Below are 24,747 nucleotides of genomic sequence, written 5' to 3'. Positions count from 1 at the left end.
CCAGATCCGGCCCCGCCGTCGCGTGGCCCTGCCATGCGTCAGGCGAGGGTCATCGTGGCCCAGGTCGGGCCGGCGCCGATCGCCAGGAGGCCGGTCCCAACCCGGTCGGCCAGCCGGCGGGCCACCGTCTCCGGGCCGGCCTCGACGATCTCGCCCCGGTCCACATGCGGGATCGGCCGGTCGAGCTGGTCGACACAGGTGACGACGAGCCGGGGCGTCACCGCGACGCCGGACGGAAGCGAGGCCAGCAGGCGGTCGCGGCGGACGACGTCGGCAACGAGGTCAAGGTCGAGGGGGGCAAGCCGGATCGCGCCCTGATAGGGGTGCGGGACGTTGGTCCGGTCCTCGAAGCGGAGGCCCGGGATTCCGGCCGTCTCGTGGGGCAGGGGGCCGGCGCCGTGGCGGGTGGCATAGACCCGGCTGACATAGATCGGCTCGATGGACCGGAGGCGCCAGTCCCGGGCCAGGGCGGCCACGTTGCGCAGTCCCGTGTGCGACCGGGTGACATGCGGGAACCAGCCGAGATCCTGGTCCAGCAGCAGGCCCTGGGCGCCTTCCAGGACCAGGGGCCGGCCGGACAGGCCCGGCGGCTCCGCCGCGACCGAGACGTGGCGCAGGAACTCTGCGATATCCGCCATTGTCCGCTCGACCACCAGGTCGGAGGCCAGGAAGGCCGCGACCTCGCGGTCGGCGCCGAGGTCCGCCGCCGGCATCACCTGCCGCAGGGTGGCGAGCCGCGCGGGGACCCAGTTCCGGCGGATGGCCTCCAGGCGGTTCCGGACCCGGGCCTCGTCGGCCAGGTCGGCGACGGTCAGCCGGAATCCGGGGTGCAGGCTGCGCTCGACCGTCTCGCCGATCCCCACGCCGCAGCTCCCGTGGCGCGATCCCGACCGCGGCCGCTCCATCGCTTGGTTCAGGACCATGTCGTAGGGCGTGGTGACGACGCATCGAGGGTCGATGAGGACCGCCGGCGCGATCGAGAGCGCCGTGAGCCTCTGGCGCTCCGCGGCGAAGAGGGTGGGGTTGGCTATGAAGAAGCGGCTGAGGAATGTCGGCGCGCCGAGCAGGCTGCCGCTCCCGAAATGGCTAAACACGTGCCGGCGGCCGTCCGGCAGGGTGACGGTATGCCCGGCCTGGGCGCCGCCGTTGAAGCGGACGACCAGGGTGTCGGCTCCGAGCCTGGCCACGAGATGGTCGGTGACGAGGCCCTTGCCCTCGTCCCCGAACCCCGCGCCGATCACGGCATAGGCTTTCATCGGTCTTTCCGAGGAAGGGGCCGCCGCCGGAGCGGCGGCGGCCATGGGGGTCAGAACCGGACGATGCCGGTTCCCGGCGAGGCGGCCGGCAGGTTGGCGATCGCCCGGCCGACCACACGGGTGGTCGAGCCCGGCCAGCTCCTGGCGACGTCCCTGTGGTCGCGGCCCTCGGTGACCTCGATCGCCGAGACGATCACCTCGGGCAGCCGGTCGTAGTCGCCGACGCGGAGCACTCTCTGGCCGAGGACGGCGTGCCAGCTGTCGAGCACCTTGTCGAGGCAGGCGCTGGCGTAGCTGCCCTGCTCGATGACGCAGTGGAAGACGTTGTAGGTCCGCGACGCCATTGCCAGGAGGTCGGGGGTGGAGATGTCGCGGGCCGCTTCGTCGCCGATGACCTCGCGGATGTGGCTCGCCAGCAGGACCGGCGGGGCCTCCTCGTCGCCGACCGTGAACAGGTAGCCCTTTCGGCCGCGCCTCTCGAAGCAGTCGATCGAGGTGTGCCTGGCTGCGAAGTACCAGGGCAGGTTGTAGGATTTATAGCTGTTCCCTCCGCCGCCCTTCTCCAGATACAGGTCCTTGAGCGTGGCGGCGATGCGGATATCCGCCTCAAACTGCGTAACCTGGAGCGGGTAGCGGTCGCACCAGGCGTCGCCGATGCCCATGAAAGCAATATGGGGATCCGGCACCGGCTTGCGGTCGAGGATCTCGCCGACCAGCGTGCCGAGCCCGGTACGGGCCAGGTTGTCGGCGATGACGCCCATCGAGCCGGTGACATCAAGGCCGACAATGATGGCGGTGGAGTTCGGGTTGTCCGGCGAGTCGCGGGATTCGCGCACGGTGATCCGCCGTGGGTCGAGGTCGTCGGCGATCCGGCTGCGGCTGAAGATGGCCGATGTCGGCCTGCCAGCGGTCGCGGATGAGAAGGATGCCCACTCCGTCCCAGCGGCCAGCACCCATGATGATGTCTCCTTTCATTCCGTTGCGGGATAGATCGCGTCCGGCTCGATCGCGAGCGGGACGAAGCGGCGTGCGCCGAAGGCCGCCGTCAAAGCGGACTGCCAGCGCTCGTAGTCGGCGACGGCCGTCCCGGCCGGCGGATCGACGAGGAAATCCGCGAAAGGCTTCGGGACTTCGGGGGATCTCAACAGGCGGGCACCGCCCGGATCGTCCAGGATCTCGCGGCCGGTGGCCGGATCAGGTAGAGGTCCGTGCGCGGATCCCCGATCCCGGTCCGGGCGAGGTCGGCCGGTCCCTGGTCGATCGTGCGCGCGGGGACTGCCACGAGCGGCCGTCCGACCCGCGCGGCGTACCACCAGCCGCCGAGGAGGGCACAGACATGGGCCGCCGACGAGACGAAGCAGGTCGCGGGGCCGATCGCGTTGTGGACGATGCCGGCGTAACCGAGATAGCAGGCGAGGTTTTCCAGCGAGCTGACGATCCAGGCCGCGTGCCTGGGGTCGATCGTGCCGCCGAGATGGGCGACGAGATCCTCGAGCAGGACCATGTCGGGAGGATTCCGGACCACCAGGACCAGGCGGTCCGCCGTCCGCAGGTGCCGGACGGTCTCCGGCTGGCAGCGCGCGATCTCGTCGCGCATCCGGTCCGAGCCGAAGGTGAAGGAGCCGATCGCCCCGAGGGCGTTGTCGAAGAGATCCCGGTGCTGATGCGCGACCGCGAAGGCGATGGTCCGGCGGCCGATGTACATCTCGCCCAGCTCGAAGCCCTTCTGCCGGAGGAAACGCAGCCGGAAGCGCCGGCCTTCCTCGTCCTCGAACTCGACGACGCCAGGCGTCCGCCAGGCGCGGTCGCGCAGCCTGCGACCGGCCGCGCGATAGAGGGCGGCGACATGCCGGAACACGCGGCCCGCCTCGATCTCCCCGCAACGGTCCGGATGCCAGCGTATGGCGAGGGCGTGATACTCCCGCCTCGCAGCATCCGGGTCGCCGGTGAACAGCCGCCCCGGGGTGTCCTCGGCGATGCCAAGGATGTCTTCGGCGGTCAGGACGGTGACGTCGCGCATGCGATCCTCCGGAACCGGTGATCTCATTTAATCTCAATATGAGAATAATTAGAAAGGCGACGCGCGCATGGCAGTCGTCTCCGGAGGTCAGGGCAGGGGAAGCGGGCTGCCCGGATGCCACTGGCGGGCGGCGGCCGCCGCCCGGTCACGCTGCTGCTGCGAAAGCGGATGCTGGCGTTCGATCTGCGCCAGCAGTTCATCGGTGACATCGCGCTCGATCTCGTCGCCGAGCCTGCGTTCGAGGAGGATCAGCGTCAGGCCCGCGACGGCGTCCTTCGGCACGCCGGTCCCGTCGAGATACAGGAGGCCCAGGCCGCCCATGGCCTTGGGGTACCCCTGATCGGCGGCACGGCGGTACCAGCGGGCGGCCTCGGCCGGATCCTGGGGTACACCCTGTCCCTGCTCATACAGGATGCCCAGGTCGTACTGGGCTTCGGCGAGGCCCTGGTCGGCCGCCTTGCGATACCAGGCGGCGGCTTCGGCGTCGTCCTGCGTCGCGGCCAGTCCGAAATGATAGAAGCCCCCCAACCTCTCCTGGGCGGGGGCATAGCCCTGATCCGCGGCCTTGCGGTACCAGCGCGCTGCTTCGGCGGCGTCGATGTCGACACCGTCGCCACCCTCGTAGAGGAGGCCCATGCCGTAGCTCGCCCGTGCGTCGCCCTGTTCGGCCAGGCGCAGCCACAGCGACCGGGCCTTCTCGTAGTCGCCGGCATCGAGGGCAGCCTGCGCGTCGTCGAGAGGGGAGCAGAAGGCCGGGGTCGCGCCTCCGACGAGCATGAGGGCGGTGGCCAGGACGACGGCGGCGTGTCGGCGCGTCGCCGATCCGGTCCGGGCCGGCAGCGGCAGCCGATCGACAATCACAGACATGCCGCTGCCATAGCGCCCGGAGGCGCGGGCGGGAAGGGTCTGGGACGGCCTGTGCCCGAAATGGGATGGACAGGCACCTTTTCCTTCCTGGGGCCTGTGCCTGTTGGGCTAGATCTGGTGGGCTGGCGCGGGTGCCCGCCCCGGCGCGGGTCCTGTTGACATCGGGAAGAGGACGGATGACCCCTGGACGGAGGAGCCGGGACGGCGCGGCCGTGGCGCTGGCCGCCATCCTGCTTGTGATTGGCCCCGCCCCGGCGCGCTCCGCCGGGCCAGGGTACGACTGCACCGACGCCCTCGGCAGGTCGGCCTGTAACTGGGCCTACAGCGAAGGGCTGGCCGCGGTGCAGATCGGGCCGGAGCGGGAGGACGGCCCGCCCCGATGGGGCTATCTCGACGCCTCGGGCCGGATGGTCGTCGAGCCGGCCTTCGACGACGCCGAGGGGTTCTCCAACGGTCTGGCGGCGGTGCAGGTGAAGGGGCTCTGGGGCTATATCGACCCGAAGGGTGCCTGGGTGATCGAGCCGAGGTTCCAGGGGGCGACGTCCTTCAACGGCGACGGCACCGCGATCGTCGAATCCGACGGCCGGCATCTGCTGATCGACCGCCAGGGCCGGACGGTCAGGACCCTGCCCCCGGGCTGGCGCCTGGGCCGCTACGGCTTCGAGCCCGGGCAGCCGCTGGCCAGCATCCTGGTACCCGTCGCGCCGCTCCTGTGGAACGCCGCGACGGGCCTGGCCCGGGACCTGCCGGAGGACGTGATGGATGTAGGGTTGCCCCAGGGCGGGCTGGTCCCGGCCCAGCGGCGCGAGACGAAATACGGCGGGCGCTGGGGGTATCTGGACGAGTCCGGCCGGTGGGCGATCGCCCCGGAGGTTCTCGGCAGCACAATGGCCCCGCGGTCCGACGGCGGCACGGTCGCGATCTACCACGACGATGGCTGGTGGTTCGTCGATGCTGCCGGCAAGCCGCTGTCCGGGACCGGCTATCGCTCGGTGGAACTGCTGATGCCCGGCACGTGGCTGGCGACGACGAAGGACGGCACCCAGCAGATCCTCGACGACAAGGCGGCGGTCGTCCGTGACCTCGGGCAGTATCCGAGCCTGGTGTCGTTCGGCCGCTGGAGCGCGCTGGCGGCCGACGACGCCGTGCTGCTGATCGGGGCGAAGGCGGAGATCAGGGCCGTCCCGGCCGATCATCCCGAGATCGAGGCGCATGGCGACGTGCTCTGGATAAGCGAGCCGTCCGATGCGTCCGACGGCGGGCCCACCCTGGTGCAGATCCTGGACCGCGACGGCCGGCCGCTGCTCGACGACGCGACGGTCAAGGCGCTGAACGGCTATAGCGCCTATCCCGTCTCCGATGGCGACGCGGCGGGTGCGGCCGACGCCCTGCCGCTGCCGTTTGCGACGCTGCTGCCGAAGGACTACCGCGCGCCCGGAGGAATCCTGACGGCCAAGGGCAGGATCGTCACCAACCCCGACTGGGATGACATCGGACCAGGCGGCCGGGGCGACCTGCTTCTCCGGGTCCAGACGGTCAAGGGGTCCTATGGCGCGATCGACGGCGACGGCGGCTGGGTGGTCCCGCCGACACTGGAGCGGCTCAGCGGCTTCGGCGGCGGATACGCCGTGGCCAGGGACCAGGGCGGCGAGGCCGTCCGCCCGGTCCTGATCGACGGACACGGCCGGCGGCGGGACGTGCCGCGCAGCGTGATCGAGGAGGCGCAGGACATCTCGTCGGGCTGCCTCCTCTATTCGCGGCGGGCCGAGGGCGGTTCGGTGGGCTGGGGCCTGTGGGACATCGAGGCCGGGAAGGTGCTGGTCGAGCCGACGCTGGAAGAGATCAAGCCTTTCGATGGCGGCTACGCCCTGGCGCGGCAGGCGGAGGCCTGGGGCGTGCTCGACCGGCAGGGCCGGTGGGTGATCCCGCCCCGCATCGCCGGCTACGGCGAGCCGGAACGGCTGGACGACGGCGTCTACGTGGCCCAGAGCAGCAAGCCGCTGAGGCCGGGAGGGGGGCCCGAGAGCGTGTACCGCCTGGCCTCGGTCGCCGCGGGCGGGGAGATCGGCGAGGATCTGCGCGACAAGCCGGAGCGCCTGGCGGCGAACCGCTTCCTGATCAAGCCGGCGTCGGGCGGGGCCGCGCTGGTCGACGGGGCCGGCAAGGTCCTGCTGCGGAGCGATGCCGCGCCCGACCGGACGGAGATGGCGGGGGATTGGATCGTCCTCCGCTTCGACGACCGCTACGGCGCGATCGACAGCCGGGGCGAATGGCGCGTCCCGCCGCGCTATGTCAGCGCCATCGATTTCGTGCAGCCCGAGGGTCTCGCCAGCGCCTCCGTCGATGGCGGCAGCGTCCTGCTGGACCAGGACGGCAAGGCCGGCCCGGCGGGACTGGCCGACGCGTCGCCCTTGGCCGGCATGGGGCGACTGGTCCGCAACGACGAGGACAAGGACGAAACCGTGCTGATGGCGCTCGACGGCGCCGAGATCCTGCGCCTGCCGGGGCGATACGCCGTGGAGACGAGCGATGCCCGCGGCGGGCTGGTGCCGTTCAAGAGCCCGGAGGAGAAATACGGGTTCCTCGACGCCGGCGGCAAACGCGTGATCGGCGCCTATTTCGACAGGCTGGGCCCGATGGAAGGCGACCGCGCCTTCGCCATGCAGTCCAGCCGGTCGGGCCAGGCCTACGGCTATATCGACCGGACCGGCCGCTTCGTCATCCGTCCCCGGTACGAATGGGCGACCAGTTTCAGCGACGGCCGCGCCCTCGTCTCCGAGAAGGGCGTGCCACAGTTCATCGACGCCTCGGGCCGCGTGGTCGCACGGTTCCTGCTGCATTGCGGCCGTCCGGTGGTGGCCGACGGCAAGAGCGCCCAGATCTGGCCCAAGCAGAAGCGGTCATGCCCCACGCGATGATCCACTTTCGCCGCCTCCCGGCCGCCATCATTCTCTGCGCGGCCGCCCTGGCCGCGGCGACGGCCGCCGCCGCGGCGCAGGAGGCGCCCTGCTTCGAGGCGCCCTACTACGACCTGGCGACGAAGATGTCCCTCGACGCCGACCGCCCCCTGGCCGCCAATCTCTGCATCCACGACCTGCGGGAGGGGCGGGCGGCGGTCCTCCTGCCGCCGCCCGGACAGGACATCGACGACGTCGCCGCGGATCCGGCCCTGGGCGCGCATCGCTGGGGCTTCCTGGACCGGGACGGTCGCCTGGCCATCCCGCCGCGCTTCGAGAGCGTCGACGATTTCCATGGCGGCCGCGCCGCTGCCCGCGACGGCGGCAAGTGGGGCTATCTCGACCCGCAGGGCCAATGGGCCCTGCCGCCTCGCTTCGACTGGGCCGGCCCCTTCACCACGCTGGGGCTCGCGGCCGTGATGCAGGACGGCCGCTTCCGGCTGATCGATCGGTCCGGCAAGCCGGTCGGTCCGGCCTTCGGCGACGACGTCGCCCGGATCTTCCTCCAGGACGGCGATCCCGGTCTGGTCCAGATCCAGTACAAGCCGGCCTATCTGCTGCCGACCGGCGAGCGCCGCTATGCCGTCGACGGTGTCAAGCCGGTGCAGAGCTTCGGCGAGGACCTGTTCATCGCCGCCGCCGCAGACGGCCGCTACGGGCTGGCGGATGGCGCCGGACGGTGGCGTCTGGAGCCGGAATATGACGAGATCGACGCTCCGATGGCGGCGGGCCGGCTCGGCGTGGCCAACGGCACCGTGCTGATCCGCCCCGATGGATCGGTCATCGCGCGGGACTATTGGCGCGTCCAGCCCCTCGGCCCCGGCTTCTGGCTGGCCGCCGACGGCCAGGAGGACGCCGGCTTCGACCTGCTGGGCGCCGCCGGGGAGGTGCTGCGCAAGCTGGACCGGTCCGCTGCCGACGATCTCAGGCAAGAGGGAAGCTATCTGCTGCTGACGACGGCGGCCGGGCTGGAGGTCTACGTGCCGGGGCTGGCCAAGCCGGTCGTCGTGCCGAAAGGGCTGGAGCCGGTATCCTCCTACGACGATACCGGCTTCCTCTTCTTCCGGGCGGCGCCGCCGGAGCCGGGCGACGGCGGCGAGGACCGGATCGCCGGTATCCTGGCCCCGCGGGGCCAGTGGATCGGCGGGGCGCACCCTCCGGCCTGGCTGGCCCGTGTCGCGAAGGCCGAAGCCGTCCAGGGCCGGCTGTGGCTGTGGGGCGACTACGGCACGCCCGTCGCGATCATCGACCCCGAAGGTCGGGCCGTCCTCGGCGATAAGGCGGCGGCAACGCTCGCGAACTACGCGGTCGAGCCCCTTCGCAACTCGCCCGGCCGCAGCGTTCCGCCGACCGCGATCGCCGTGATCGGGCAGAACCACTGCCAATGCGCCGAGGGCGCCGGGCTGCTGCTCTCGAACGGCGACCTCGTGCTCAAGCCGCATTGGCAGAAGGTCGTGCCGCTCGACGACGAGACCCGGGATGTGCCGGCCGATGGGCTGCGCTTCGCCGTCGAGACGGCCGAAGGGACCGGCCTGCTCGACCAGGCCGGCAAGCCGCTGCTCGCCCCGGACCAGGATCACATCGGCCCCTTCCGGTTCGGCTATGCGCTGGCCTACCGGGACGGCGTGTCGCGGCTGCTCGATCGCCGCGGCAAGCTCTCGCCCCTGCCGGACGTGTTCGAGGCGGAGGTCGCCGGGCCGGGCGTCGTGCGCTTCCACGAGACCGCCGCCGAGGACGCGCCATGGGGGCTTTACGACATCGCCTCCCGCCGGGTCGTCGTGCCGCCGCGGTTCCGGGCCATCGGCGATTTCGCCGATGGCCTGGCTGTCGCTTCCCTCGGCCCCGGTCAGGTCGGCGTCATCGACGGCCAGGGCCGCTGGGCGCTGCCGGCCCGCTTCGGCGCGGTGCACCGGCTCAACGACCATCTCTGGCGTGTCGAGGCGTCGGCGACGGCGGGCGCGGATGACGACGAGACCCCGGCCGAGGTGGTCGACTCGTCCGGCCGCGAGATCGTGCCGTTCCGGCGGGGGCTGGACGTCACCGCCGCCGAGGACGGGAAGATCCTGGCCTCGGTCGGCTACGGCGACGACCGGGAGAACTGGCTGCTGCTGCCCGACGGTACGCCGGTCAACGACGACCCCCGTGCCGAGATCTCGCAGATCGGCCGGAGTTGGGAGATCGTCAAGCCGCCGCAGCAGGGCTACGTCGATGCCGCGGGGATTTGGAGCATCCCTCCGGCAACCGCGTCCGGCTCGACCTTCGATGCCATGTCGGGACTCGCGCTGCAACGGACGGGTAGGACGAACCGGCTGATCGACAGGACAGGCAGGCCGGTTGCCGAGTTGCCGGCCGGCCAGTGGAGCTGGCCTCCGGCCTCGCCATGGCTGCTCGCGCGCGATTCGGCCGATGGCAAGCCGGTGACGCGCTATGCCGACGCCAGGGGCCGGCCGACCCTGTCGGTGCCAGGCTCGGCGGGACTGTTCCGGGACCGGCGGGCCGTTCTGATTCGCGAGGACGGTCAGGCAACCTGGATCGACGAGCAGGGCCGGCCGGCCGAGGGGCTGGCCTTCGCCGATCTCGGGCTGCCGGCGGGCGGGTTGGCCTATGCCGCCGCCGACGGGGAGCATTACGGCTATGTCGAGGCGGATGGCCGCTTCGCCATCCCACCTGTCTACGGCGCGGTCTCGTCATTCGCGGACGATCGCGCCGTGGCCTCGACCGCCGACGCCTCGATGGTGATCGACACGACCGGCCGGCCCCTGGCGCGCGTCACCATGCGGTGCGGCGTCCGGGTGCTGTACGGGGCGGGCAACACACGCATCTGGCCCGAGCAGATGCCCAGCCGATGCAGAGGAATCTGACGATGGTTCGTATCACTTCGGTCGCCGGGGCGGCGCTGGCCGCGCTGCTCCTCGGCATCCTGGCCCGGCCTGCCGAGGCGGCCTCGGTCCCCACCGACCCGGTCAAGCGCTGCCGCGGGGTGCTGGACCTCCTCGCCAAGGCCCCGGACGCGTCCGAGACCCCCCTCTCGGTCGGCACCGTCGAGCCGGCGGGGAAGGCAGGCTGCCGCTACGGCAATCTGCGGATCTCGGCCGGCTACAGCAGCCTGGATGTCGAGGCGTTGAGCCTGGACCGGCTCGATTTCCAGCGTGTCTTCGCAGGACAGCCGCCCCTGACGCTGTCCGTGAAGGCCGAAGGCATCCGCATGATCTCCGGTGGGAACCCGGTGACGGCATACTATTCCAAGCTGGTGGTGAGGCCGTTCGTCTTCACCCTGGACTACGCCCTCGCCCCCGACACCGGCCTGCTGACGGTTTCGGACCTTTCGCTGCGCCACGAGATCAACGGCTCCATCTCGGCGACGGGGACGTTCTCCGGGGTCTCCCCGGATCTGCTGGAGCCCTGGCGCCGGCTGCCCGACGCGGCGTCGCTGGCCAGGATCGCGCTGAACCGGTTTTCGTTCCGGCTCCAGAATCAGGGGCTGTTCGAGGCGTTCACGGTGATGCCGATGCTCGCCGCTCTGCCGAACGGCACGACCGATCCCGAGGGCGCCGTAGCGGCCGCGAAGGCCGGAGCCCTGGCGCGGCTGCGCATCGTCGGCGAGTCGGTCCTGCCGCCGGACACGATGACGGCGCTGACCGACCTGATCCAGGACCTGCCGAAGCCCAGGCGCCCCCTGGCTGTGACCATCGCGCCGGCGGCGCCGGTGCGCCTGTCGGACATCGCAGACGCCGCGATGGGGGATGACGCCGCCAAGTCGGCGATCCTGAAGCGGCTGAATCCCACCGTCACCTATGCGCCGGCCCCCTGAGCCGCCATCATCCGAACGGAGCATCGCCATGATCCTGCGTTACGCGCTCTGCCTGGGCCTTCTCGCCGTTACGGCTGCCCCGGCCCGGGCTGCCGGCCCGATGGATGTCTATGCCATCGAGGCCGCCAACCGGGTCGGTGTGCTGGAGTATTGCCGATCGAAGCAGTTCGCCACGGCCGACAACATCGAGCATGCCCGCCGGGTGCTGAACAACCGTCCGCAGATGCCGGCGCAGGCGGAGTTGGACAAGGCCGAGGCGCTCGGGCGGCAAGGGACCGTCCTCGCCGCCGGCGAACAGCACACGCTGGCCGAGCTTGCTCAGCGTTCGAACCTCGACATCGCACGGATGTGCGGCAGCATTGCCGCCAGCTCCGACCTGGCCGCGGGGATGATCAAGTAGCGGGCGGACTGGAAAGAGGCGGAACGCAGCGACCTTGAGGATCCCGGGAGCGACCTTGATGCGGATGGTGCTGCTTCTCTGCGCCTTGGCCCTGTTCGCCGGCCGCGGCCCCGCCGCGGCGCTCGCGGCCGATGTGCCGCAGTTCCGCGACTATCCCGCGGCTGCCACCCATCGTGGCCCGAACGCCCCGGTCGTGCTGGCCTCGCCGACCGAACGGATGTTCCGCACCCGGCTGCGGGACGGCGCCCGCCAGCCGGCGAATTTCGCGGGCGATTTCGTGCTGACCGCCTGGGGGTGCGGCGCGGAATGCCTGATGGGTGCCGCGATCAACAGCAACACCGGCGAGGTCGCCTGGCTGCCCGGCTCGATCTGCTGCTGGGGGGCCGCCGACAGCGGATTCCACCCGATCGAATTCCGCTCCGACAGCCGCCTGATCGTGCTGTCGGGCGCAAGGGACGAACCCGGCGATAGACCCACCGCCCGGTTCTACGTCTTCGACGGCCACCAGTTCACGCTCCTGGCAAGCCGGCCGATCCGGGGAAAGCCGGCGGCTGACGCCTCCGCTGAGGCCGCTGCACTTTGCGACACGCTGCCGTCCCGGCTGGCCGCCTCTCTTCACCCGGACAAGACGCTGGTGGGAGACCAGACCAAGTGCGGATCGTGGCCGGGCCGGCCGGACAAGGCCATTATCCTGCTGATCCTCGAGGATGCGGCGTCCGGCGCCTCGCCGTCGTTCGATCTCGATCTGGTGGTGGCCGACAGCAGAAGCGGCGATGTTGTCGCACATGCCTTTGCCCCGGGCTCCGTCGGGACCGGGAACCGCATGGATTCGTTCGAGATCGACCCGGAGCCGTGGCCGCTCGCGCCGGAGGTGCCGGCTTTCGCGATCCGCGCTCACCATGCCGGCACGGGCGATTGGGACGGATTCTCCGTGACGGATCTGAGCCTCTACGGGCTGGATCGCGATGGGTTGGCGCCGGTGCTTGAGGGGCTCGTCACGAGCGCGGCTAACACCGGCAGACAGATGCCCTGCGGCCATATCGGCCAGAGGATCGAACGGAGGCTGACGATCGGCCCGTCGCGCCACAACGGCCTTGCGGATCTCCTGCTGGACGAAACGCAGACGGACGAACGGACGGTCCCGGAGGATGACCGTCCCGACCTCTGCGATGCCATCGAAGAGACGTCGCGGAACGGGGAGAAGGCTTCATTGGTGTTTGACGGATCGAGATACGACGTGCCGAAGACCCTGCAGTTCAGCGGCAGGGGCACCGCAATGTGGGATTGGCTCGGTTTCGATTGACGAGCTTGGCCAGGACTTCAGCCCGAATGAACGCCATGCGCCATCCACACCCATTCGTCGTCTGCCTGCTCCTCGCCCCGCTGGCCGCAGGTCCGCTGCGGGCGCAGCCGGCAGATACGTCTGATGCGGCGGGCATGCTGGAGTTCCCGGCCTGGTTGCGCGGCCTTCAGGGCAGCATCGGCACGCATCGGATCACCATGTCGCTCTGGCGCGAGGGGGATAAGCTCTCCGGCAGCTACTGCTACGGCGACTGCAAGGCCGGAGGCATATCGTTGTCCGGCGAGACCGAGGACGGCGGGATGCTGCTGGAGGAGCGGGCCTTGGGCGGCACCGGCCCGGTGACCGGCCGTTGGCGGCTGCATGGCGGCATGGGGCCGCTCACCGGTGAATGGCGGTCCTCGGACGGGTCGCGCCGGCTGCCGATTTCGCTGCGCTCCGACACCGTCCACGACTTCCCGTTCGACATCCGGATCCGGGCCTCTGACCCGCCCGGCACCGACGCGTGCGGCGTGGATGCCAGGGTCACCACAATCCTGCTGCGCGGCCCGGATGGCAGCGAGCAGACGCTGGACACGGATTCATCTGGGGCCTGCCGTCTTTTCCTCCCGGAAATCTTGGACGCGAATTTCGACGGCTGGCCCGACCTCCGCATCGATCTCTCCATGCCGGCCGGCCCCAATATCCCATCGCAATATTGGCTCTACGACCCGGCCGGGCACCGGATGGTGGACGCCCCGCAATCGCTGCAGGACATCGCCTCGGCCGAGTTCCTGCCGGCTGAGAAGCGCATCGTCAGCTATTGGCGAAACGGCGCGGCCGACCACGGCGTGGACATCTTCGCCTGGAAGGATGGCGAGGTGGCGCAGATCGACAGCGGCGAGAGCTATTTCACGGCGGTACGCCGGAAGGGGGAGATCAGCTACTGCTACGTCATGCCGGCCTACGACAAGGGGCGGATCGGATATGCCCCCGTCCCGGTCGAGGCCAAGGGCCGGCTGACGCTGGATCTGAACTGCGGCGATTGCGAGGTTCCTGCGGGGGGGGGGCGATCGACGGGCGCCTCCGGGTCGACGTCTATTCCGCCACCGGCGCCCTGCTGCGCTCGGAGGAATCGCGCTGGGCCAAGGTCGACACGGCGCAGGGCGAGCGATGGTGCCCGGACATCCCGTTCTTCGATGACGGCCGGATCGAGCGGACGGTGTTGCGCGGCGACGGCGATTGTCTCGACGCGGATCCGAATGCGCCGCCGTCCGGACAGTAGGCCGCCCGAAACCGCCGCGGAGACGTTGCCCGATGATCCCGACGGCCACGATGGAAACCGATCATGCGCTTTGTCCGGCTCCCACTCGCCGTCGCCTTGCTGGCCGTGCTCTCGCTGCAAGGTGTCCCAGCTCAGTCGGAGGATACGGCGGACCCGATCGACAAGGCACTGCGGGCCTGCCTCGCCGCCGATCGGGGGCAGAGCACGGCCGGCATGGTCGAATGCCTGGGTATTGCCTACGAGGCCTGGGATCGCGAATTGAACCGGACGTATGACCAGCTGATGCGGTCGCTCGATCAGGCATCGCGCGACAAGCTGCGTGCTGCGCAGCGGCAATGGCTGGTGTTCCGCGACGCGGACATGGCCTTCCAGCGCCAGGAATTCGTCGCCGGCAACGGCAAATACGGCACGCTCGCCGGCGTCACGCTGGCTTCCGACAATGTCGAGACGATCCGACGGCGGGTGATGACCCTGCGGGCCTATCTGGGGCCGGACTGAGCGGATCAGGGCGGACAGGGACGTGCCGCGACGGGAATTCTTCCGGGTGTCTCAGTCCGGTCCGAACTTGTCGTTCAACTGGTCGATCCGCTCCATCGCGCGGTCGGCGAGGCAGCGGTTGCGCGCCGCCGCGCCCGACAGGCGTTCGGCCAGGACGCAGTCGCTTTCGGCGAACTGCGCCCACGCCTTCTGCGCAGCGGCAACGGCGCGGCCTTCCCGTCCGGATGACGCGGACTCGGCCATCACCTTTGCCAGAGCGTTTGCTTGGCGCTCGTACAGGCGGCGGATGACGTTGAACGGATCCTCTGGATCCAGCATGCCGTTGTCATAGTCGAACAGCACATGCACGGCATGCGGATCCTCGTTGTAATAACCGTCCCAGTCGATGGTCAGGCTGAGACGCCGGTCGTCGGCCGCCATCGAGGAATAGGTGACCAGCAGGAAGCTGGTCGAGCCACGAGTGTCCAAGATCCGGTATGAATAGCGTCCGATCGGCGCACCGTTCTCGACGATATCGAGCTTGTAGCAATTGGTTGCTGTCTCGCCGATATCGGGCAGGCTACTGTCGCATTCGCCTTCCGGCAGCAGTTGGAAGCCGTCCTTGCCGGTCAGGCGGAGCAGCAGCGTGGCCCGGGACGCGGCGATGTCAGCGGCCAGGATCTCCATCCTGAGAAGCTGCTCCGCACGGACCGGATGGGCTGGCGCGAGGACAGAGAGGACCAGCGTCAAAACCCATCCCGCGATCTTGGTCCGGCTCATGGGGATATCGTCCTTGGCGTGCCGGTCTGGCTCCGGCGCAGTGCATCCAACTGGTCGATCCGGTTGACCGTGCGCAGGACACGACAGCGGTCTGCTTGGGCGGGATCCGGCACCAGAACGGCGGAGCAGTCGGCCTCCTTGAATGCCACCCAGTCCCGCTCCGCCTTGCCGAGCAGCGCGTGCAGCGCCGGGGCGCCGTCGATGATCTGCGGGGCGGCGGCGAGGGTGTGGTACAGCGCGTTCAGGCGCCGGTCCTCGAAAGCATAGATCGGCGCCCAGGGGTTCGCCGGATCGGGGAAGGCATCCGGTGGAAACGCCAGCAGCGCTGTCAAGATCTCGGAGTGCCGGTTTTCCACGACGCCGTTGCCGAGCTTGAAGCCGATGTCGATCCTGAACTCCCTTGCGTAGCGGGGGTCGATCGGGCTGCGATAGCGCAACTGCACGAAGCCGGTGGTGCCGTGCTTGAACAGCACCCGGTAGGACAGGTCGGAGACGGGCTGGAAATTCTCGGTGGCGGCGATTTTGTAGCAGCCCCCGGTGAACCGGCCGCCGATCGGATTGTAGCCGGTTCCGTCGCAACCGTCCGGCGCGCCGCCCAGATCCTCCGGGAGATCATAGGGGGCGAGCCCTTCCCCGGTTACCATCAGCACCAGTGTCACGGTGTTTGCCGCATCGGCGTTGACGGCGACTACCTGCGTATCGAGCGACGCCGTCTTGCCCGCGGCGGTGGCGGTGGCGCAGCCGACCACGGCGAGCCATCCGGCGGCGAGAGCGATCCAAATCTTCATGCCCGTATCCATTCCTCGGATCCGTGGGGTGCTCGCCGGTTCGTGCCGCCGCGCCGTTCCCAACGGCTCCATCCTATTCCCACGGCTGGGCGGCGACGGCTCCAGCGCGTCCGGCGGCAGCACTACAACGGGCAGTTTGGAGTGCGGGCCCGGCTGCACCGGCTGGTCGCCGACCGGGCGGCCGAAAGCGCGGCACCGCGCCGATCTCGTTCTGGTTGACCATGAAGTAGGACGACATGACTAGGATGACCGCGGCCGCCGGCACGGCGGCGGGTGACGTTCGTCCTGAGTTTCGCGAGCAGGGGATTCATGGCAGCTTCGGTGTCCTGAGTGCTGTGGTTTCCGTTCATGCGACGCGGAGATGCGGGTTGTGTTAGCTGCGCGGAGTGATGCGGATCGTCACCGGCCCTCCCGGGCGCAGCGTTACCCGGCCGAGCGGCTTCGGCGGTAGGCCGGCGGGCTCGATACGGAAGTCTCTGGCGATCAGCGCGACCAGCACCGACATTTCCGCTAGGGCGAGGCCCCGGCCGGGACAGGCCCGCGGCCCGTGACCGAAAGGGAGATAGACGCCGCGTGGCCGCTGCGCGGCAGTGGCCTCGAGAAATCGCTCTGGATCGAACCGCTCCGGGTCCGGCCAGTGACGCGGACTGCGATGGGTGACCCACGCGGCGATATTGATGGTCGTGCCGCGGCGGATCCGCCGACGCCCGTCGCTGCCGGGAACCTCCAGCGGCCGCCGCGCCCTACGGCCCACGATCCACCCGGGTGGATAGAGACGCAGCACCTCATGGATCATGCGGTTGGTAAGGTCGAGGGCGGAAAGCTGATCGGGAATGGGCAGGGCGCCGCCGGTCACGGCCAGGAGTTCGTCGCGGATGGCATCGGCGAGATCAGGGTGGTGCGCCAATTCCCACACCGCCCAGGCCATGCCGTTCGCCGTCGTCTCGTAGCCGGCGAAGAACAAGGTCGTGATCTCTGCCCGGATGCGGGCATCGTCAAGCCCGGCGGCGAGCAGCCGGCCGGGCAGGTCGTCATGCTGGACCGGATCGGCGCGTCGGCAGGCGAGGGCCTCGTCCAGCGCCGCCTGCAGCGCGAGACGCGCGCGCCTGAACTCGGGGCCTAACCGGTCCGGCCACCAGCGCGGCAGCCCCAGCAGCGTCTTGAACCGCGCCCGCCCTGCCGTTTCCTGCAGGATCGGGATCAGGTCGCCCAGCCGGGCGAGAATGCCGGAGAAATCCGGGTCGAAGAACAGCCCCAGCAGGATCTCGCGGGTCGCCCGGCTGAGATCGGGCGTGACATCGCGCACCCCGCCGGCGACAGCCGCCCGCCAGTGCGCGCCGAGATCCTCGGCCGCCTGAACGATCACGCCGTGCCGTGCGGTGATGCGCGTGGGATGGAACATCGGCTGGACCACCACCCGGCTGCGGCGCCAATCCTCACCCTCGGTCGACAGCAGTCCGTCACCCAGCGCCGGGCCGATCGTCCGTTGCACCCAGCGGGCCTTTCCAGTCGCCTCCTCGTCCGCGGTCAGGATGGCGCGGATCGCCTCGGGATCGTTGGCCAGCAGGAAGCGCCAGCCCAGCACCGCCTGCTCGGTCCAGGCCGCGGCGTAGGCTTCATCCGGGATGCCGCAAAGGCCGTTGCGCCGTGCGGCGACGGCGTGGGCGAGCGAGGCGAACAGGCCCTTCCGCACGGTCGATGCCATGCCGGTCAGCCATCCATCGTAGTGCGGGTGCCCGCGATCGCCGCCCCGGTCGCCTGGGCGCGCTTGAGCTGGCGTAGATAGCCATGCAGTTGCTCGGTCACCAGTCCGTGCAGCATCAGCCGGAAGCCCGCCTTCAGGGTGGATTGCGGGATCAAGGGATGACGGTTCAGCATGAAGGCCAGGTTGTAAGGGTTGCCGAGGATGCGGGCGACATAGACGCCTATGATCTCGTCCAACTGCAGCGAGTTGCTGGCGCGCCAGAAGTCGCGGTCGCTGAGCAGCAGCTGATAGATCGGCGTATAGGCCTCGACCGCGCTGTGCACGTCGATGCCATTGTCGGTGCCGTCCAGTGCGGCATCGATTGGCATCGGCCCATCCGTGATCGACGACAGGTCGAGCCGCTCGGGCGGCGTCAGCTCGCGCCCGGTGGCGGCGAGATAGGCGTTCAGCTCGAGGATGAACCTGTAGATGTTGATGTCGTGGCGCAGGAACACGTCCGGCATCAACTGGCCGACATTGGACGGGCGTAGCGGCCTGGTCGTGGGCTTGAAGCCGGGCACGTTGGCAGCGATGAAGGCCAGTATCTCCGACCCTAGATGGAAGTGGCGCAGGACCAGGAAGTTGGCGTCGCGGCGCACGAAGTTGCGCAGGCCCCAGACCAGGATTCGATGCAGCAGCACCGGTCGCGCCAGCGTGCTGGGAAGGGCTAGCCGGATCAGGGTGTTGACTACGACGAAAGTGCGAGCGACGGGGCGCAGGATCGGCAGTACCGCTCGGCGCGACCACGAGCGCATGTTGCGGACCAGGGCCGCCTTCGCCTCGGGATCGATCCACAGCCCCTGGTCGACGTAGAGCGCGGTCCAGGGATCCGGGTCGTCCGGCGGCGACCGGGCCGGATCGAAATCCGCGGGCCAGACTGTCGCCTCGGCGCCGGGAGGGGCGAGCCCTTCAGTCGGCTGCACGCTCATCGGTTGCCCAGCTCCTCCAACTGAAGCCGGTACAGCCGAGCGGTGACCTTGGCGCAGGCGACGATGCCGTCGATCCGAGCCTCGGTCAGGTCCAGCTGCTCCAGCAGCGACCACAGCTTGGCGATGTGGTCCTCGTCCTCCGCCGCATGATGGCGCAGGAACCGCACCTGGTCGTCGCGCAGGCGCAGCTGGTCCTGGATCGCGGCGCCCCAGCGGCCGGCGATGCGCTCGCCCAATCCCTCGATGATCACCATCGCGCCCAGGAGGTCGATCGGGTTTGGCTCGCTGGCCTTCTGGAACATCCAGGCCGACAGCGCCTCGGACCCGATGTTCTTGCGGCCGCGGCGAATGTGGTCGAGCGACCCGCCCAGCGCGACATAATCCTCCTCAAGCAGCCGGAAGTCATTCTGCTCCGCCCGCGAATGGCCGATGAACAGCGGTCGCACTGCCACCAGTTCGGGCCCGATCGAGGAGGCGGCGCGGGCGATCCAGCGTGCACCCTCCACCACCTGTTGGCGCAGGTCGAACAGGAACTCGCGGTAGTCGTCGAAGGTCAGCCGGCCGTGCTGCAGCCGGGCCACCACCGGCACCGTCTCGAGGTCTGATTCGAAGGCGGCCCAAACCGCGGTCAGGCGCTGCTGCAGCCGGCGGATGGCGTCGGATCCCGCCGCCGGGGCTTCGGGCGGCGCGTCCTTGGGCGGCGTGGTCCGGATGGGCCGCGCCGGAACCTTGCCCGCCTCGCCGTCCGGGCCGACCACGGTGAGATGGGCGTAGGCGGCGATGAAGCGGCCGCTTTCCGGCACCATCAACACGATGCGCTGGCCGGGAAACAGCTCCCGCGTCCGCACCAGTTCCTCCAGCATGATGTAGATCGAGGCGGCGCCTGTGTTGCCGCAGGTGGCGAGGTTGGAGAACAGTTTCGCCGGGTCCAGCGGCCGGCCCGCGGCCTCCAGCCCCGCCAGCATCTTGCTGCGGAAGGCGGCGGAGGAGATGTGGCACAGGGCGTGGTCGATGCGGTCCGGGTCGATCCGGCCGGCCTCGGTCAGTTCGAAATACCGCGCGATGCACATCGGCACGATGGCATCGAGCTGCTTGAGGTCCTGGCGCAGCCGGAACGCGCCATCGTCAACCGCCTGCTGCAGCGTCGGATAGGTGCCCCAGGCGGCCAGCCCGTCCTCGGCCTCGCGCGACGGCCGGGCGCCGCCGACCATGCAGGTGTCGTGGTGGCCGGCATGGGAGACGATGTCGACCCAGTCGAGCCGCAGGCTGCGGCCGCGGCGGGCCGGCCGATCCTCCAGCAGCACCGCGCCGGCGCCGTCGGACAGCATCCAGCGCAGGAACTCGGCGTCGAGGTCGAAACGCCCGGCCTCGAAGAAGCCGGCGCGGAAGAAGCGACTGGCGAATTCCGAGGCCACCACCAGCGCGTTGGGCCGTCCGTCGGCGGCGATGGCGTGATGGCCGGCCTGCAGCGCCATCATGCCGCTCGCGCAGAAGGACTGCAGGCTGGCGAGGCCTAGCGGCGGCAAGCCCAGCCGGCCATGCACCATGCTGGCGAAGCCGGGCGCCAGCACGTCGCCGCCCGAGGTGCCTGCGGCCAGGAAGGCCAGGTCGCCCGGCGGCAGTTCCGCATTCTCCAGCGCCGCGCGGGCCGCCTCGGCCGCCATGCCGGCATTGTCGACGCGGAAGGCGCCGCTGCGGTCGAGCGAGTAGTGCCGGCTGCGAATGCCGTTATGGGCCAGCGCCTCCTCCTGCACCCGGCGCTGGCGCGGCGACAGCGGGCCGAGCAGGTCCTCCAGCTCGTCGTTGTGGACGGGCTCTCCCGGGAGGAAACGGCCAAAACCGGTGAGGAAGGTCATGAGGGGTGGATCCAATTCAGCCGATGGAGACGGGTCGGGGAGCGGACTCCGGTTCGGTGTCGGAGCCCGGCTCGTCGCCGATCGGACAGCGGCTTTGCGGCCGGAAAGCGCCGACAGGAGGGCCGTGGACGATGAGTCGCCCCGATGAGGGCACAATGCGAGACATGTTCACATCGTGAATGCCGGTTCAAAGAAACCGCGGAGCATGTGAATTCTGCTCCGGCGTTCTGCTGAGGCTCAGGGGTCCAGCCTGGTCACGACCGTCGTCGTCGCTCTTCGCATCCGGCCATCGTCGCTGATGACGGTCTCCCGGACGGTGATGGCGGAGCCGTCGCGCAGCGACACAGAGGCCGAGCCCGAGAAGGATGCGGCGGGCCTGCCCTTTTCCGGGAAGGGATCGGCCGGTTCGGCACCCATGTCCCTCACGAGGCCGTCGAGGATGGCCTGCTGAATGGCGCGGGCAGACCGGCCGGCCTCCCAGGCTGCGGCCAGCGCCGCCGGATCCGCTTGGCCCGACCAGACGATCTTGGCGGTTTGCGCCCTTTCGTCGATGCCCTTCAGCGCCCAGTCGATCTGGACTGGGACCTTGGATCCGCCGACCGTCGTGGTGGTGTCGCTGCTCCAATGGGAGCCGACGATTCTCGGCCCGGCGACGCGGGCCTGCATGTGGCCCAGGAGGAACGCCTGCGGCACGATGCTTTCGAGCGGATTGCGCCCGCTCTTCCGAAGCTGTTGCTGTTGCAGGGCCATAGAGTCGAAGCGGTTTTCTCCACTGACATAGCTCTCATCGGGGGTGAGGGCCATCATTTCGGGAACGCCTGCGAGATCTGTCTTGATTTCGATTTGATCAATGCCGAAATATGACAAGGCGTCTTTGTGATTTTTGTTTATGCCATAGTATTTATCTATCCCTAATGCGGCGTTGAAGGGATCTGCGCCTGGTGAAATCTCGGAACTGAGCTCCCAGAGGATAGTGTAGCCCGTGTCGGTGTGCGCCAGGACCGTGGCGTGCTCGATGTAGTCGCCGAACTCCGCAGGCGGCAGGTTCGCGGCCGCAGTTTCGCCGACACCGGAGGACATTTGGATTTGGTACGCGATGCGCTGGCCGATCACCGGGGACCAGGCCGGGATCTCGACGGCGGTTTCGGCGCGTGCCGAGGCTGCGGCGAAGGCGGTCGCGGCGCTTGCGGCCAGAAGGAGTGCCCGCCGGTTCATGCCTTCCTCAGGGCACTGCCACCAGCCGCGGCGAGGAAACCAATGGCGAAAATGCCGCTGCCGAGCGCCACGGCGTAGAACACCTCATTGTCGTCGGCGCCGTATTCCAGCACATAGATTTTGTCGGCGAGGGCGACATTCGCCTTCCGGTAGGTCTCGGCGACCGGGCCGGGAAGATCATCGGCGACCAGCAGGCCGGGATCCGTCGTCATTTCGAAGGGTGGCGTCTTCGGCGACAGGTCATGCATTCCGCTGCCATCGACCTGCACACCCGCGGGCGCGATGTAGACGTCCTGGTTGGTCTTGAGGAAGTAGACGAGCGGCTGCCCCGGCTGCCAGTCCGACGAGGTGAGTGGGATGTAGCGATCGATCGATGAGCGGGTGCTCGTCTTGATCTCGATCGCCAGCATGTAGTCGGTACGTGCGATCGCGGTCAGCACGGCGCGGGACGATGCCGGCGTCCGGCCTGCCGACAGGTCGACCGGCTCGGCAGGCGCCCCCTGCCCAGAATTGCGATAGCCGTACCAGGCGGAGCCGGCGGCAATCACCGAAAGGCCGAGACCAAGCAGCGCGACGATCCGCGGGGACGCGTCGACCCGTGCGACCATCGGCTTCGTGGGAGCCGTCCGTCCTCTTCCGAGCAGGCGGAACATCGCCAGGCCCACAAGGCCCAGCGCCAGAAGAGGCAGGAGGACGGTCAGCTTCACGTCGTAGGCGCCGAACCGCTCCATCTGCCATTCGGCGAACAGCCGGAACAGCCCTGTGTAGCTGTACCAGCCATAGAGGGAGTAGGCGAAGACCGCGACGTAGTATGAGGCAGCCAGGAGACCAACGGACCGCTTCATGAAGGGCTCGGATGATGTTTCCCATCGGGACTGTCGAAGGGAGCGAGTCGCGTTGTCACGGCGCTCCCCGGCTTCTGCAGGCATATGTCAGCATGGCGAGCCATCTTTAATTCGGATTCGCCGGCTTGGCTCGGACGGCCAAGTGCCTGTCCGTCCCGTTTTTGGTGCTATGGATCCCAGGAGCCCACTTGGCCGTTCCCACTCCCTATCCTGGATGGTAGCTGCGTCAGTGCCATATGTCCTGCCGGCCAAGGTAAGGAGACGATGCTGAGATGCCGGCCTCGGCCGTGCCGAGGCGCTTCGACATGCTCTGGCGATCGCTCTATGTGGCGACGAGATTCCTCATCGTCACTGGAAACGTCGTGCAGACAGCCGTTTCACGGACCGGCTGTTGATGCCGGTCGATGTCGGCGGTGCGGTGTTCGGCGGCGCGATGAGCTTCGCGGAGGATTTCACGGGCTGGACCGTCGCGATGGTGGGCGTCGCGCTGTCAGTACTGCTGCGGCTGCCCGGCTTCCGCTTGGCATGGATCGCGGCCGGAGGCCTGCCGGTCGCGATCGGCGCACACGCCCTGTGGCATTATCCGCACGACCCCGGCGGCTATCTAATCTTCAGCCCTCGGAAATCGGAGATCGGCCTCGCGGTGATGCTCGGCGGCACTCTTCTCACGCTTGGGGTGATCCTGCAGTGGCGGATCACTGTGCCGAGGCTTTCCAGCCGACAGATGCGGGCGTTGCTGATGGCGCTGCGGCTGCTCGCGATGGCGGGAATGGCGGTGGTATATATTGGCCTGCCCGTCATCAGGCTGATCGACGGGATGCAGCCGCCGCCCCCGCCCTGCGCCCATGATAAGGCAGGACGGCAGCTCACCCGTATGCCTCGAACCCTATGATCCGACCGGTGACGCCACAAGATGACCCTCGCCCCGACTGGTGAAGATGCCGACAGGAACGGCTCGCCCGATGCGTTGCCCGCCGCGACAGTGCTTGCCGCTGAGACGGTCCGCCTCCGCCTGGGCAGTTCGGCTCGGCTTCGGGTAATCGATGGGGAGGTGAGCCACGTCCGGGTCGCGATTCCCACATCCGACCAATCTGCCCGCTTCCGGCTTGGCGACGTCCTGGTCCAGGTTCCACTCGACGGGCTAGATTCGGCACCGGCAACCCTTCGGTCCCTGGCGTCTCGCGGGACGCTGGCCACCGCCTGCATCGCGGGCGATGAAGACGACGGTTGGGGCAATCTGTGCTGGCTTCTGGCCAGAGACGCCCGAAGCGTCATACCCAAAGCCTATGATCAAAGCGGGCGGGATTGGCGCTCGCTCCGGCGATGGGGGCCGGCGGCTATCCTGTCCGGCCTGGCTCTGGCTGTCAGCATCCGCTGTCTCTTCGCCAGCGGTTCCTGGATGCTCCTGCCCTTGTTGGTCTCGGCCTCGGCATTGCTCCTTTCTCTGGCCGCTTCGACATTCAGCATCATGAATCTCTGTCGCGGGTTCCGGCAGCGGCCGGTGCTGGAGCAATCGAAGCGGCTGCTGCAGGAGCATTGGGGCCGGGCACCCCGCGGGGCTTCGCATGGCTGACGACCTTCCGGCTGTGCATCGTCTACGCGGCACGTTGCGGAACCTGCGGATGGAATCGCTTCGGAGGGGGGCACAGGAGGGGCGCAGCACGTTCCGGGCCTACCGGTTCGAGCTCGGTGGGTATATGCTGGCCTTCCATGCCGTCGCGGATTTCGGAGACGTCACGCCGTTCCTCGCCGAGGGTGACCGGGTGGAACTGGCGGTGCAGCTCTTCGAAGACAGGTCCGAACGGCGGGAGCCCCTGGTCTATGCCCTGCGCAACCTCGAGGACGACTGCGCCTACGTCAGCCAAGCGAAGTTCCTCGCCGGCTACGGGTTCGGCCATGAAGCCGAGTATTCCTTGCCGGGCATGTCACTGCGCCGGCAGACGAGAGCCATGAGGTTTCTCGCATTCGTGTTTCTGGTCTCGTGGGGAGGCATCGCCGTCTCGTTGTGGGCCGTGGGCGAGTATGACGATGCTGTGTCGTTTGCCGGCTTGTGCATGCTGGGGCTGTTCGCCGCAATTTCGGCTGTGCTGATATGGCAGCGATGGCGCGTCCGGCTAGGCTGGCCATCACGGCGGCAGCGCTTGCTCTCGCGGGTCTATGGGACCCTGTCAATCGGCTCTCCGGAGAAGCCTACGCCTCGCGTCTATAGCGTTTGAGGGGCGATGCCGGGAACTGCTC

At 69.1% G+C, this 24,747-nt stretch carries 21 protein-coding genes; 10 read left to right on the top strand and 11 right to left on the bottom strand.

Annotation, left to right across the window (positions count from 1 at the left end; translation table 11 throughout):
* Positions 1-38: 38 nt before the first annotated feature.
* The 4 genes from P409_RS00885 to P409_RS00870 form a co-directional block, all read right to left on the bottom strand.
* The gene (locus P409_RS00885; RefSeq protein ID WP_034830820.1) at positions 39-1,256 is read right to left on the bottom strand and encodes an adenylosuccinate synthetase; all 1,218 of its coding nucleotides are present in this window, start codon (positions 1,254-1,256) and stop codon (positions 39-41) included.
* Between the two features lie 50 nt (positions 1,257-1,306).
* On the bottom strand, positions 1,307-2,092 hold the full coding sequence (locus P409_RS00880) for a hypothetical protein (RefSeq protein WP_202964509.1): 786 nt from the start codon (positions 2,090-2,092) through the stop codon (positions 1,307-1,309).
* Between the two features lie 305 nt (positions 2,093-2,397).
* On the bottom strand, positions 2,398-3,276 hold the full coding sequence (locus tag P409_RS37645; protein WP_052119870.1) for a J domain-containing protein: 879 nt from the start codon (positions 3,274-3,276) through the stop codon (positions 2,398-2,400).
* 87 nt (positions 3,277-3,363) lie between these two features.
* Positions 3,364-4,143 carry a tetratricopeptide repeat protein gene (locus P409_RS00870; RefSeq protein WP_052119869.1) on the bottom strand — a complete coding sequence of 260 codons (780 nt, stop codon included), beginning with the start codon at positions 4,141-4,143 and terminating at the stop codon, positions 3,364-3,366.
* Between the two features lie 176 nt (positions 4,144-4,319).
* Here P409_RS00870 and P409_RS00865 point away from each other — a divergent pair, with 176 nt between their 5' ends.
* Genes P409_RS00865 through P409_RS00835 form a run of 7 tightly spaced genes read left to right on the top strand, consistent with a single transcriptional unit; the run spans position 4,320 to position 14,373 of the window.
* Complete coding sequence (locus P409_RS00865; protein ID WP_081991077.1) at positions 4,320-7,061, top strand: WG repeat-containing protein; 2,742 nt, start codon at positions 4,320-4,322, stop codon at positions 7,059-7,061.
* Positions 7,046-9,961 (top strand): WG repeat-containing protein, encoded by a 2,916-nt coding sequence (locus tag P409_RS00860; protein ID WP_052119868.1) that lies wholly within the window; start codon positions 7,046-7,048, stop codon positions 9,959-9,961. The genes P409_RS00865 and P409_RS00860 overlap by 16 nt, the downstream gene beginning before the upstream one ends.
* Before the next feature lie 2 nt (positions 9,962-9,963).
* Positions 9,964-10,911 (top strand): hypothetical protein, encoded by a 948-nt coding sequence (locus tag P409_RS00855; protein ID WP_034830816.1) that lies wholly within the window; start codon positions 9,964-9,966, stop codon positions 10,909-10,911.
* 28 nt (positions 10,912-10,939) lie between these two features.
* Entirely contained in the window at positions 10,940-11,311 is a 372-nt protein-coding gene (locus tag P409_RS35915; protein ID WP_052119867.1) for a hypothetical protein, read from the top strand.
* A 58-nt stretch (positions 11,312-11,369) separates the two neighbouring features.
* The gene (locus P409_RS35910) at positions 11,370-12,614 is read left to right on the top strand and encodes a PA3715 family protein (protein WP_052119866.1); all 1,245 of its coding nucleotides are present in this window, start codon (positions 11,370-11,372) and stop codon (positions 12,612-12,614) included.
* A gap of 26 nt (positions 12,615-12,640) precedes the next feature.
* Positions 12,641-14,137: an XAC2610-related protein gene (locus P409_RS38610; RefSeq protein WP_161790317.1), complete on the top strand. Its 1,497-nt coding sequence runs from the start codon at positions 12,641-12,643 to the stop codon at positions 14,135-14,137.
* The gene (locus P409_RS00835; protein ID WP_161790316.1) at positions 14,089-14,373 is read left to right on the top strand and encodes a lysozyme inhibitor LprI family protein; all 285 of its coding nucleotides are present in this window, start codon (positions 14,089-14,091) and stop codon (positions 14,371-14,373) included. Before P409_RS38610 ends, P409_RS00835 begins: the two co-directional genes overlap by 49 nt.
* A 51-nt stretch (positions 14,374-14,424) precedes the next feature.
* On the opposite strand, the gene P409_RS35895 is transcribed toward P409_RS00835, so the two are convergent.
* The 7 genes from P409_RS35895 to P409_RS00805 form a co-directional block, all read right to left on the bottom strand.
* Complete coding sequence (locus P409_RS35895) at positions 14,425-15,132, bottom strand: lysozyme inhibitor LprI family protein (protein WP_152613176.1); 708 nt, start codon at positions 15,130-15,132, stop codon at positions 14,425-14,427.
* Positions 15,129-15,920 (bottom strand): lysozyme inhibitor LprI family protein, encoded by a 792-nt coding sequence (locus P409_RS00830; protein WP_034830815.1) that lies wholly within the window; start codon positions 15,918-15,920, stop codon positions 15,129-15,131. Before P409_RS00830 ends, P409_RS35895 begins: the two co-directional genes overlap by 4 nt.
* Before the next feature lie 373 nt (positions 15,921-16,293).
* On the bottom strand, positions 16,294-17,625 hold the full coding sequence (locus tag P409_RS00825) for a cytochrome P450 (protein WP_034830814.1): 1,332 nt from the start codon (positions 17,623-17,625) through the stop codon (positions 16,294-16,296).
* Positions 17,626-17,630: 5 nt separating this feature from the next.
* Positions 17,631-18,593 (bottom strand): DUF6999 family protein, encoded by a 963-nt coding sequence (locus tag P409_RS00820; protein ID WP_152613175.1) that lies wholly within the window; start codon positions 18,591-18,593, stop codon positions 17,631-17,633.
* Positions 18,590-20,449: an iron-containing redox enzyme family protein gene (locus P409_RS00815; RefSeq protein WP_034830812.1), complete on the bottom strand. Its 1,860-nt coding sequence runs from the start codon at positions 20,447-20,449 to the stop codon at positions 18,590-18,592. The genes P409_RS00820 and P409_RS00815 overlap by 4 nt, the downstream gene beginning before the upstream one ends.
* 237 nt (positions 20,450-20,686) lie before the next feature.
* Positions 20,687-21,664, bottom strand: a complete 978-nt coding sequence (locus tag P409_RS00810) for a hypothetical protein (RefSeq protein ID WP_034830809.1) — start codon at positions 21,662-21,664, stop codon at positions 20,687-20,689.
* Positions 21,661-22,509 carry a hypothetical protein gene (locus P409_RS00805; RefSeq protein ID WP_034830804.1) on the bottom strand — a complete coding sequence of 283 codons (849 nt, stop codon included), beginning with the start codon at positions 22,507-22,509 and terminating at the stop codon, positions 21,661-21,663. Before P409_RS00805 ends, P409_RS00810 begins: the two co-directional genes overlap by 4 nt.
* 394 nt (positions 22,510-22,903) lie before the next feature.
* On the opposite strand from P409_RS00805, the gene P409_RS35890 reads away from it, so the two are divergent.
* The 3 genes from P409_RS35890 to P409_RS00790 are packed head-to-tail and all read left to right on the top strand — an operon-like array spanning position 22,904 to position 24,725.
* Positions 22,904-23,401: a hypothetical protein gene (locus tag P409_RS35890; RefSeq protein WP_052119861.1), complete on the top strand. Its 498-nt coding sequence runs from the start codon at positions 22,904-22,906 to the stop codon at positions 23,399-23,401.
* 21 nt (positions 23,402-23,422) lie between these two features.
* Positions 23,423-24,082 carry a hypothetical protein gene (locus P409_RS00795; protein WP_034830799.1) on the top strand — a complete coding sequence of 220 codons (660 nt, stop codon included), beginning with the start codon at positions 23,423-23,425 and terminating at the stop codon, positions 24,080-24,082.
* Entirely contained in the window at positions 24,075-24,725 is a 651-nt protein-coding gene (locus P409_RS00790) for a hypothetical protein (RefSeq protein WP_152613174.1), read from the top strand. The genes P409_RS00795 and P409_RS00790 overlap by 8 nt, the downstream gene beginning before the upstream one ends.
* Positions 24,726-24,747 lie beyond the last annotated feature (22 nt).

The sequence above is a fragment of the Inquilinus limosus MP06 genome (genome assembly GCF_000767795.1).
Taxonomy (GTDB): domain Bacteria; phylum Pseudomonadota; class Alphaproteobacteria; order DSM-16000; family Inquilinaceae; genus Inquilinus; species Inquilinus limosus_E.
The sequence above is the reverse complement of the archived record's forward strand: the minus strand, read 5'-3'. Positions and strand labels throughout refer to the sequence as shown.

Coding starts and splice junctions, on each gene's coding strand:
- P409_RS00815 (WP_034830812.1), bottom strand. CDS start 20,449: ATGACCTTCCTCACCGGTTTTGGCCGTTTCCTCCCGGGAGAGCCCGTC.
- P409_RS00825 (WP_034830814.1), bottom strand. CDS start 17,625: ATGGCATCGACCGTGCGGAAGGGCCTGTTCGCCTCGCTCGCCCACGCC.
- P409_RS00865 (WP_081991077.1), top strand. CDS start 4,320: ATGACCCCTGGACGGAGGAGCCGGGACGGCGCGGCCGTGGCGCTGGCC.
- P409_RS00810 (WP_034830809.1), bottom strand. CDS start 21,664: ATGAACCGGCGGGCACTCCTTCTGGCCGCAAGCGCCGCGACCGCCTTC.
- P409_RS35915 (WP_052119867.1), top strand. CDS start 10,940: ATGATCCTGCGTTACGCGCTCTGCCTGGGCCTTCTCGCCGTTACGGCT.
- P409_RS35895 (WP_152613176.1), bottom strand. CDS start 15,132: ATGAGCCGGACCAAGATCGCGGGATGGGTTTTGACGCTGGTCCTCTCT.
- P409_RS00870 (WP_052119869.1), bottom strand. CDS start 4,143: ATGTCTGTGATTGTCGATCGGCTGCCGCTGCCGGCCCGGACCGGATCG.
- P409_RS00835 (WP_161790316.1), top strand. CDS start 14,089: ATGGTCGAATGCCTGGGTATTGCCTACGAGGCCTGGGATCGCGAATTG.
- P409_RS35890 (WP_052119861.1), top strand. CDS start 22,904: ATGCCGGTCGATGTCGGCGGTGCGGTGTTCGGCGGCGCGATGAGCTTC.
- P409_RS00830 (WP_034830815.1), bottom strand. CDS start 15,920: ATGAAGATTTGGATCGCTCTCGCCGCCGGATGGCTCGCCGTGGTCGGC.
- P409_RS00805 (WP_034830804.1), bottom strand. CDS start 22,509: ATGAAGCGGTCCGTTGGTCTCCTGGCTGCCTCATACTACGTCGCGGTC.
- P409_RS37645 (WP_052119870.1), bottom strand. CDS start 3,276: ATGCGCGACGTCACCGTCCTGACCGCCGAAGACATCCTTGGCATCGCC.
- P409_RS00790 (WP_152613174.1), top strand. CDS start 24,075: ATGGCTGACGACCTTCCGGCTGTGCATCGTCTACGCGGCACGTTGCGG.
- P409_RS00820 (WP_152613175.1), bottom strand. CDS start 18,593: ATGAGCGTGCAGCCGACTGAAGGGCTCGCCCCTCCCGGCGCCGAGGCG.
- P409_RS35910 (WP_052119866.1), top strand. CDS start 11,370: ATGCGGATGGTGCTGCTTCTCTGCGCCTTGGCCCTGTTCGCCGGCCGC.
- P409_RS00860 (WP_052119868.1), top strand. CDS start 7,046: ATGCCCCACGCGATGATCCACTTTCGCCGCCTCCCGGCCGCCATCATT.
- P409_RS00795 (WP_034830799.1), top strand. CDS start 23,423: ATGACCCTCGCCCCGACTGGTGAAGATGCCGACAGGAACGGCTCGCCC.
- P409_RS00855 (WP_034830816.1), top strand. CDS start 9,964: ATGGTTCGTATCACTTCGGTCGCCGGGGCGGCGCTGGCCGCGCTGCTC.
- P409_RS00885 (WP_034830820.1), bottom strand. CDS start 1,256: ATGAAAGCCTATGCCGTGATCGGCGCGGGGTTCGGGGACGAGGGCAAG.
- P409_RS38610 (WP_161790317.1), top strand. CDS start 12,641: ATGAACGCCATGCGCCATCCACACCCATTCGTCGTCTGCCTGCTCCTC.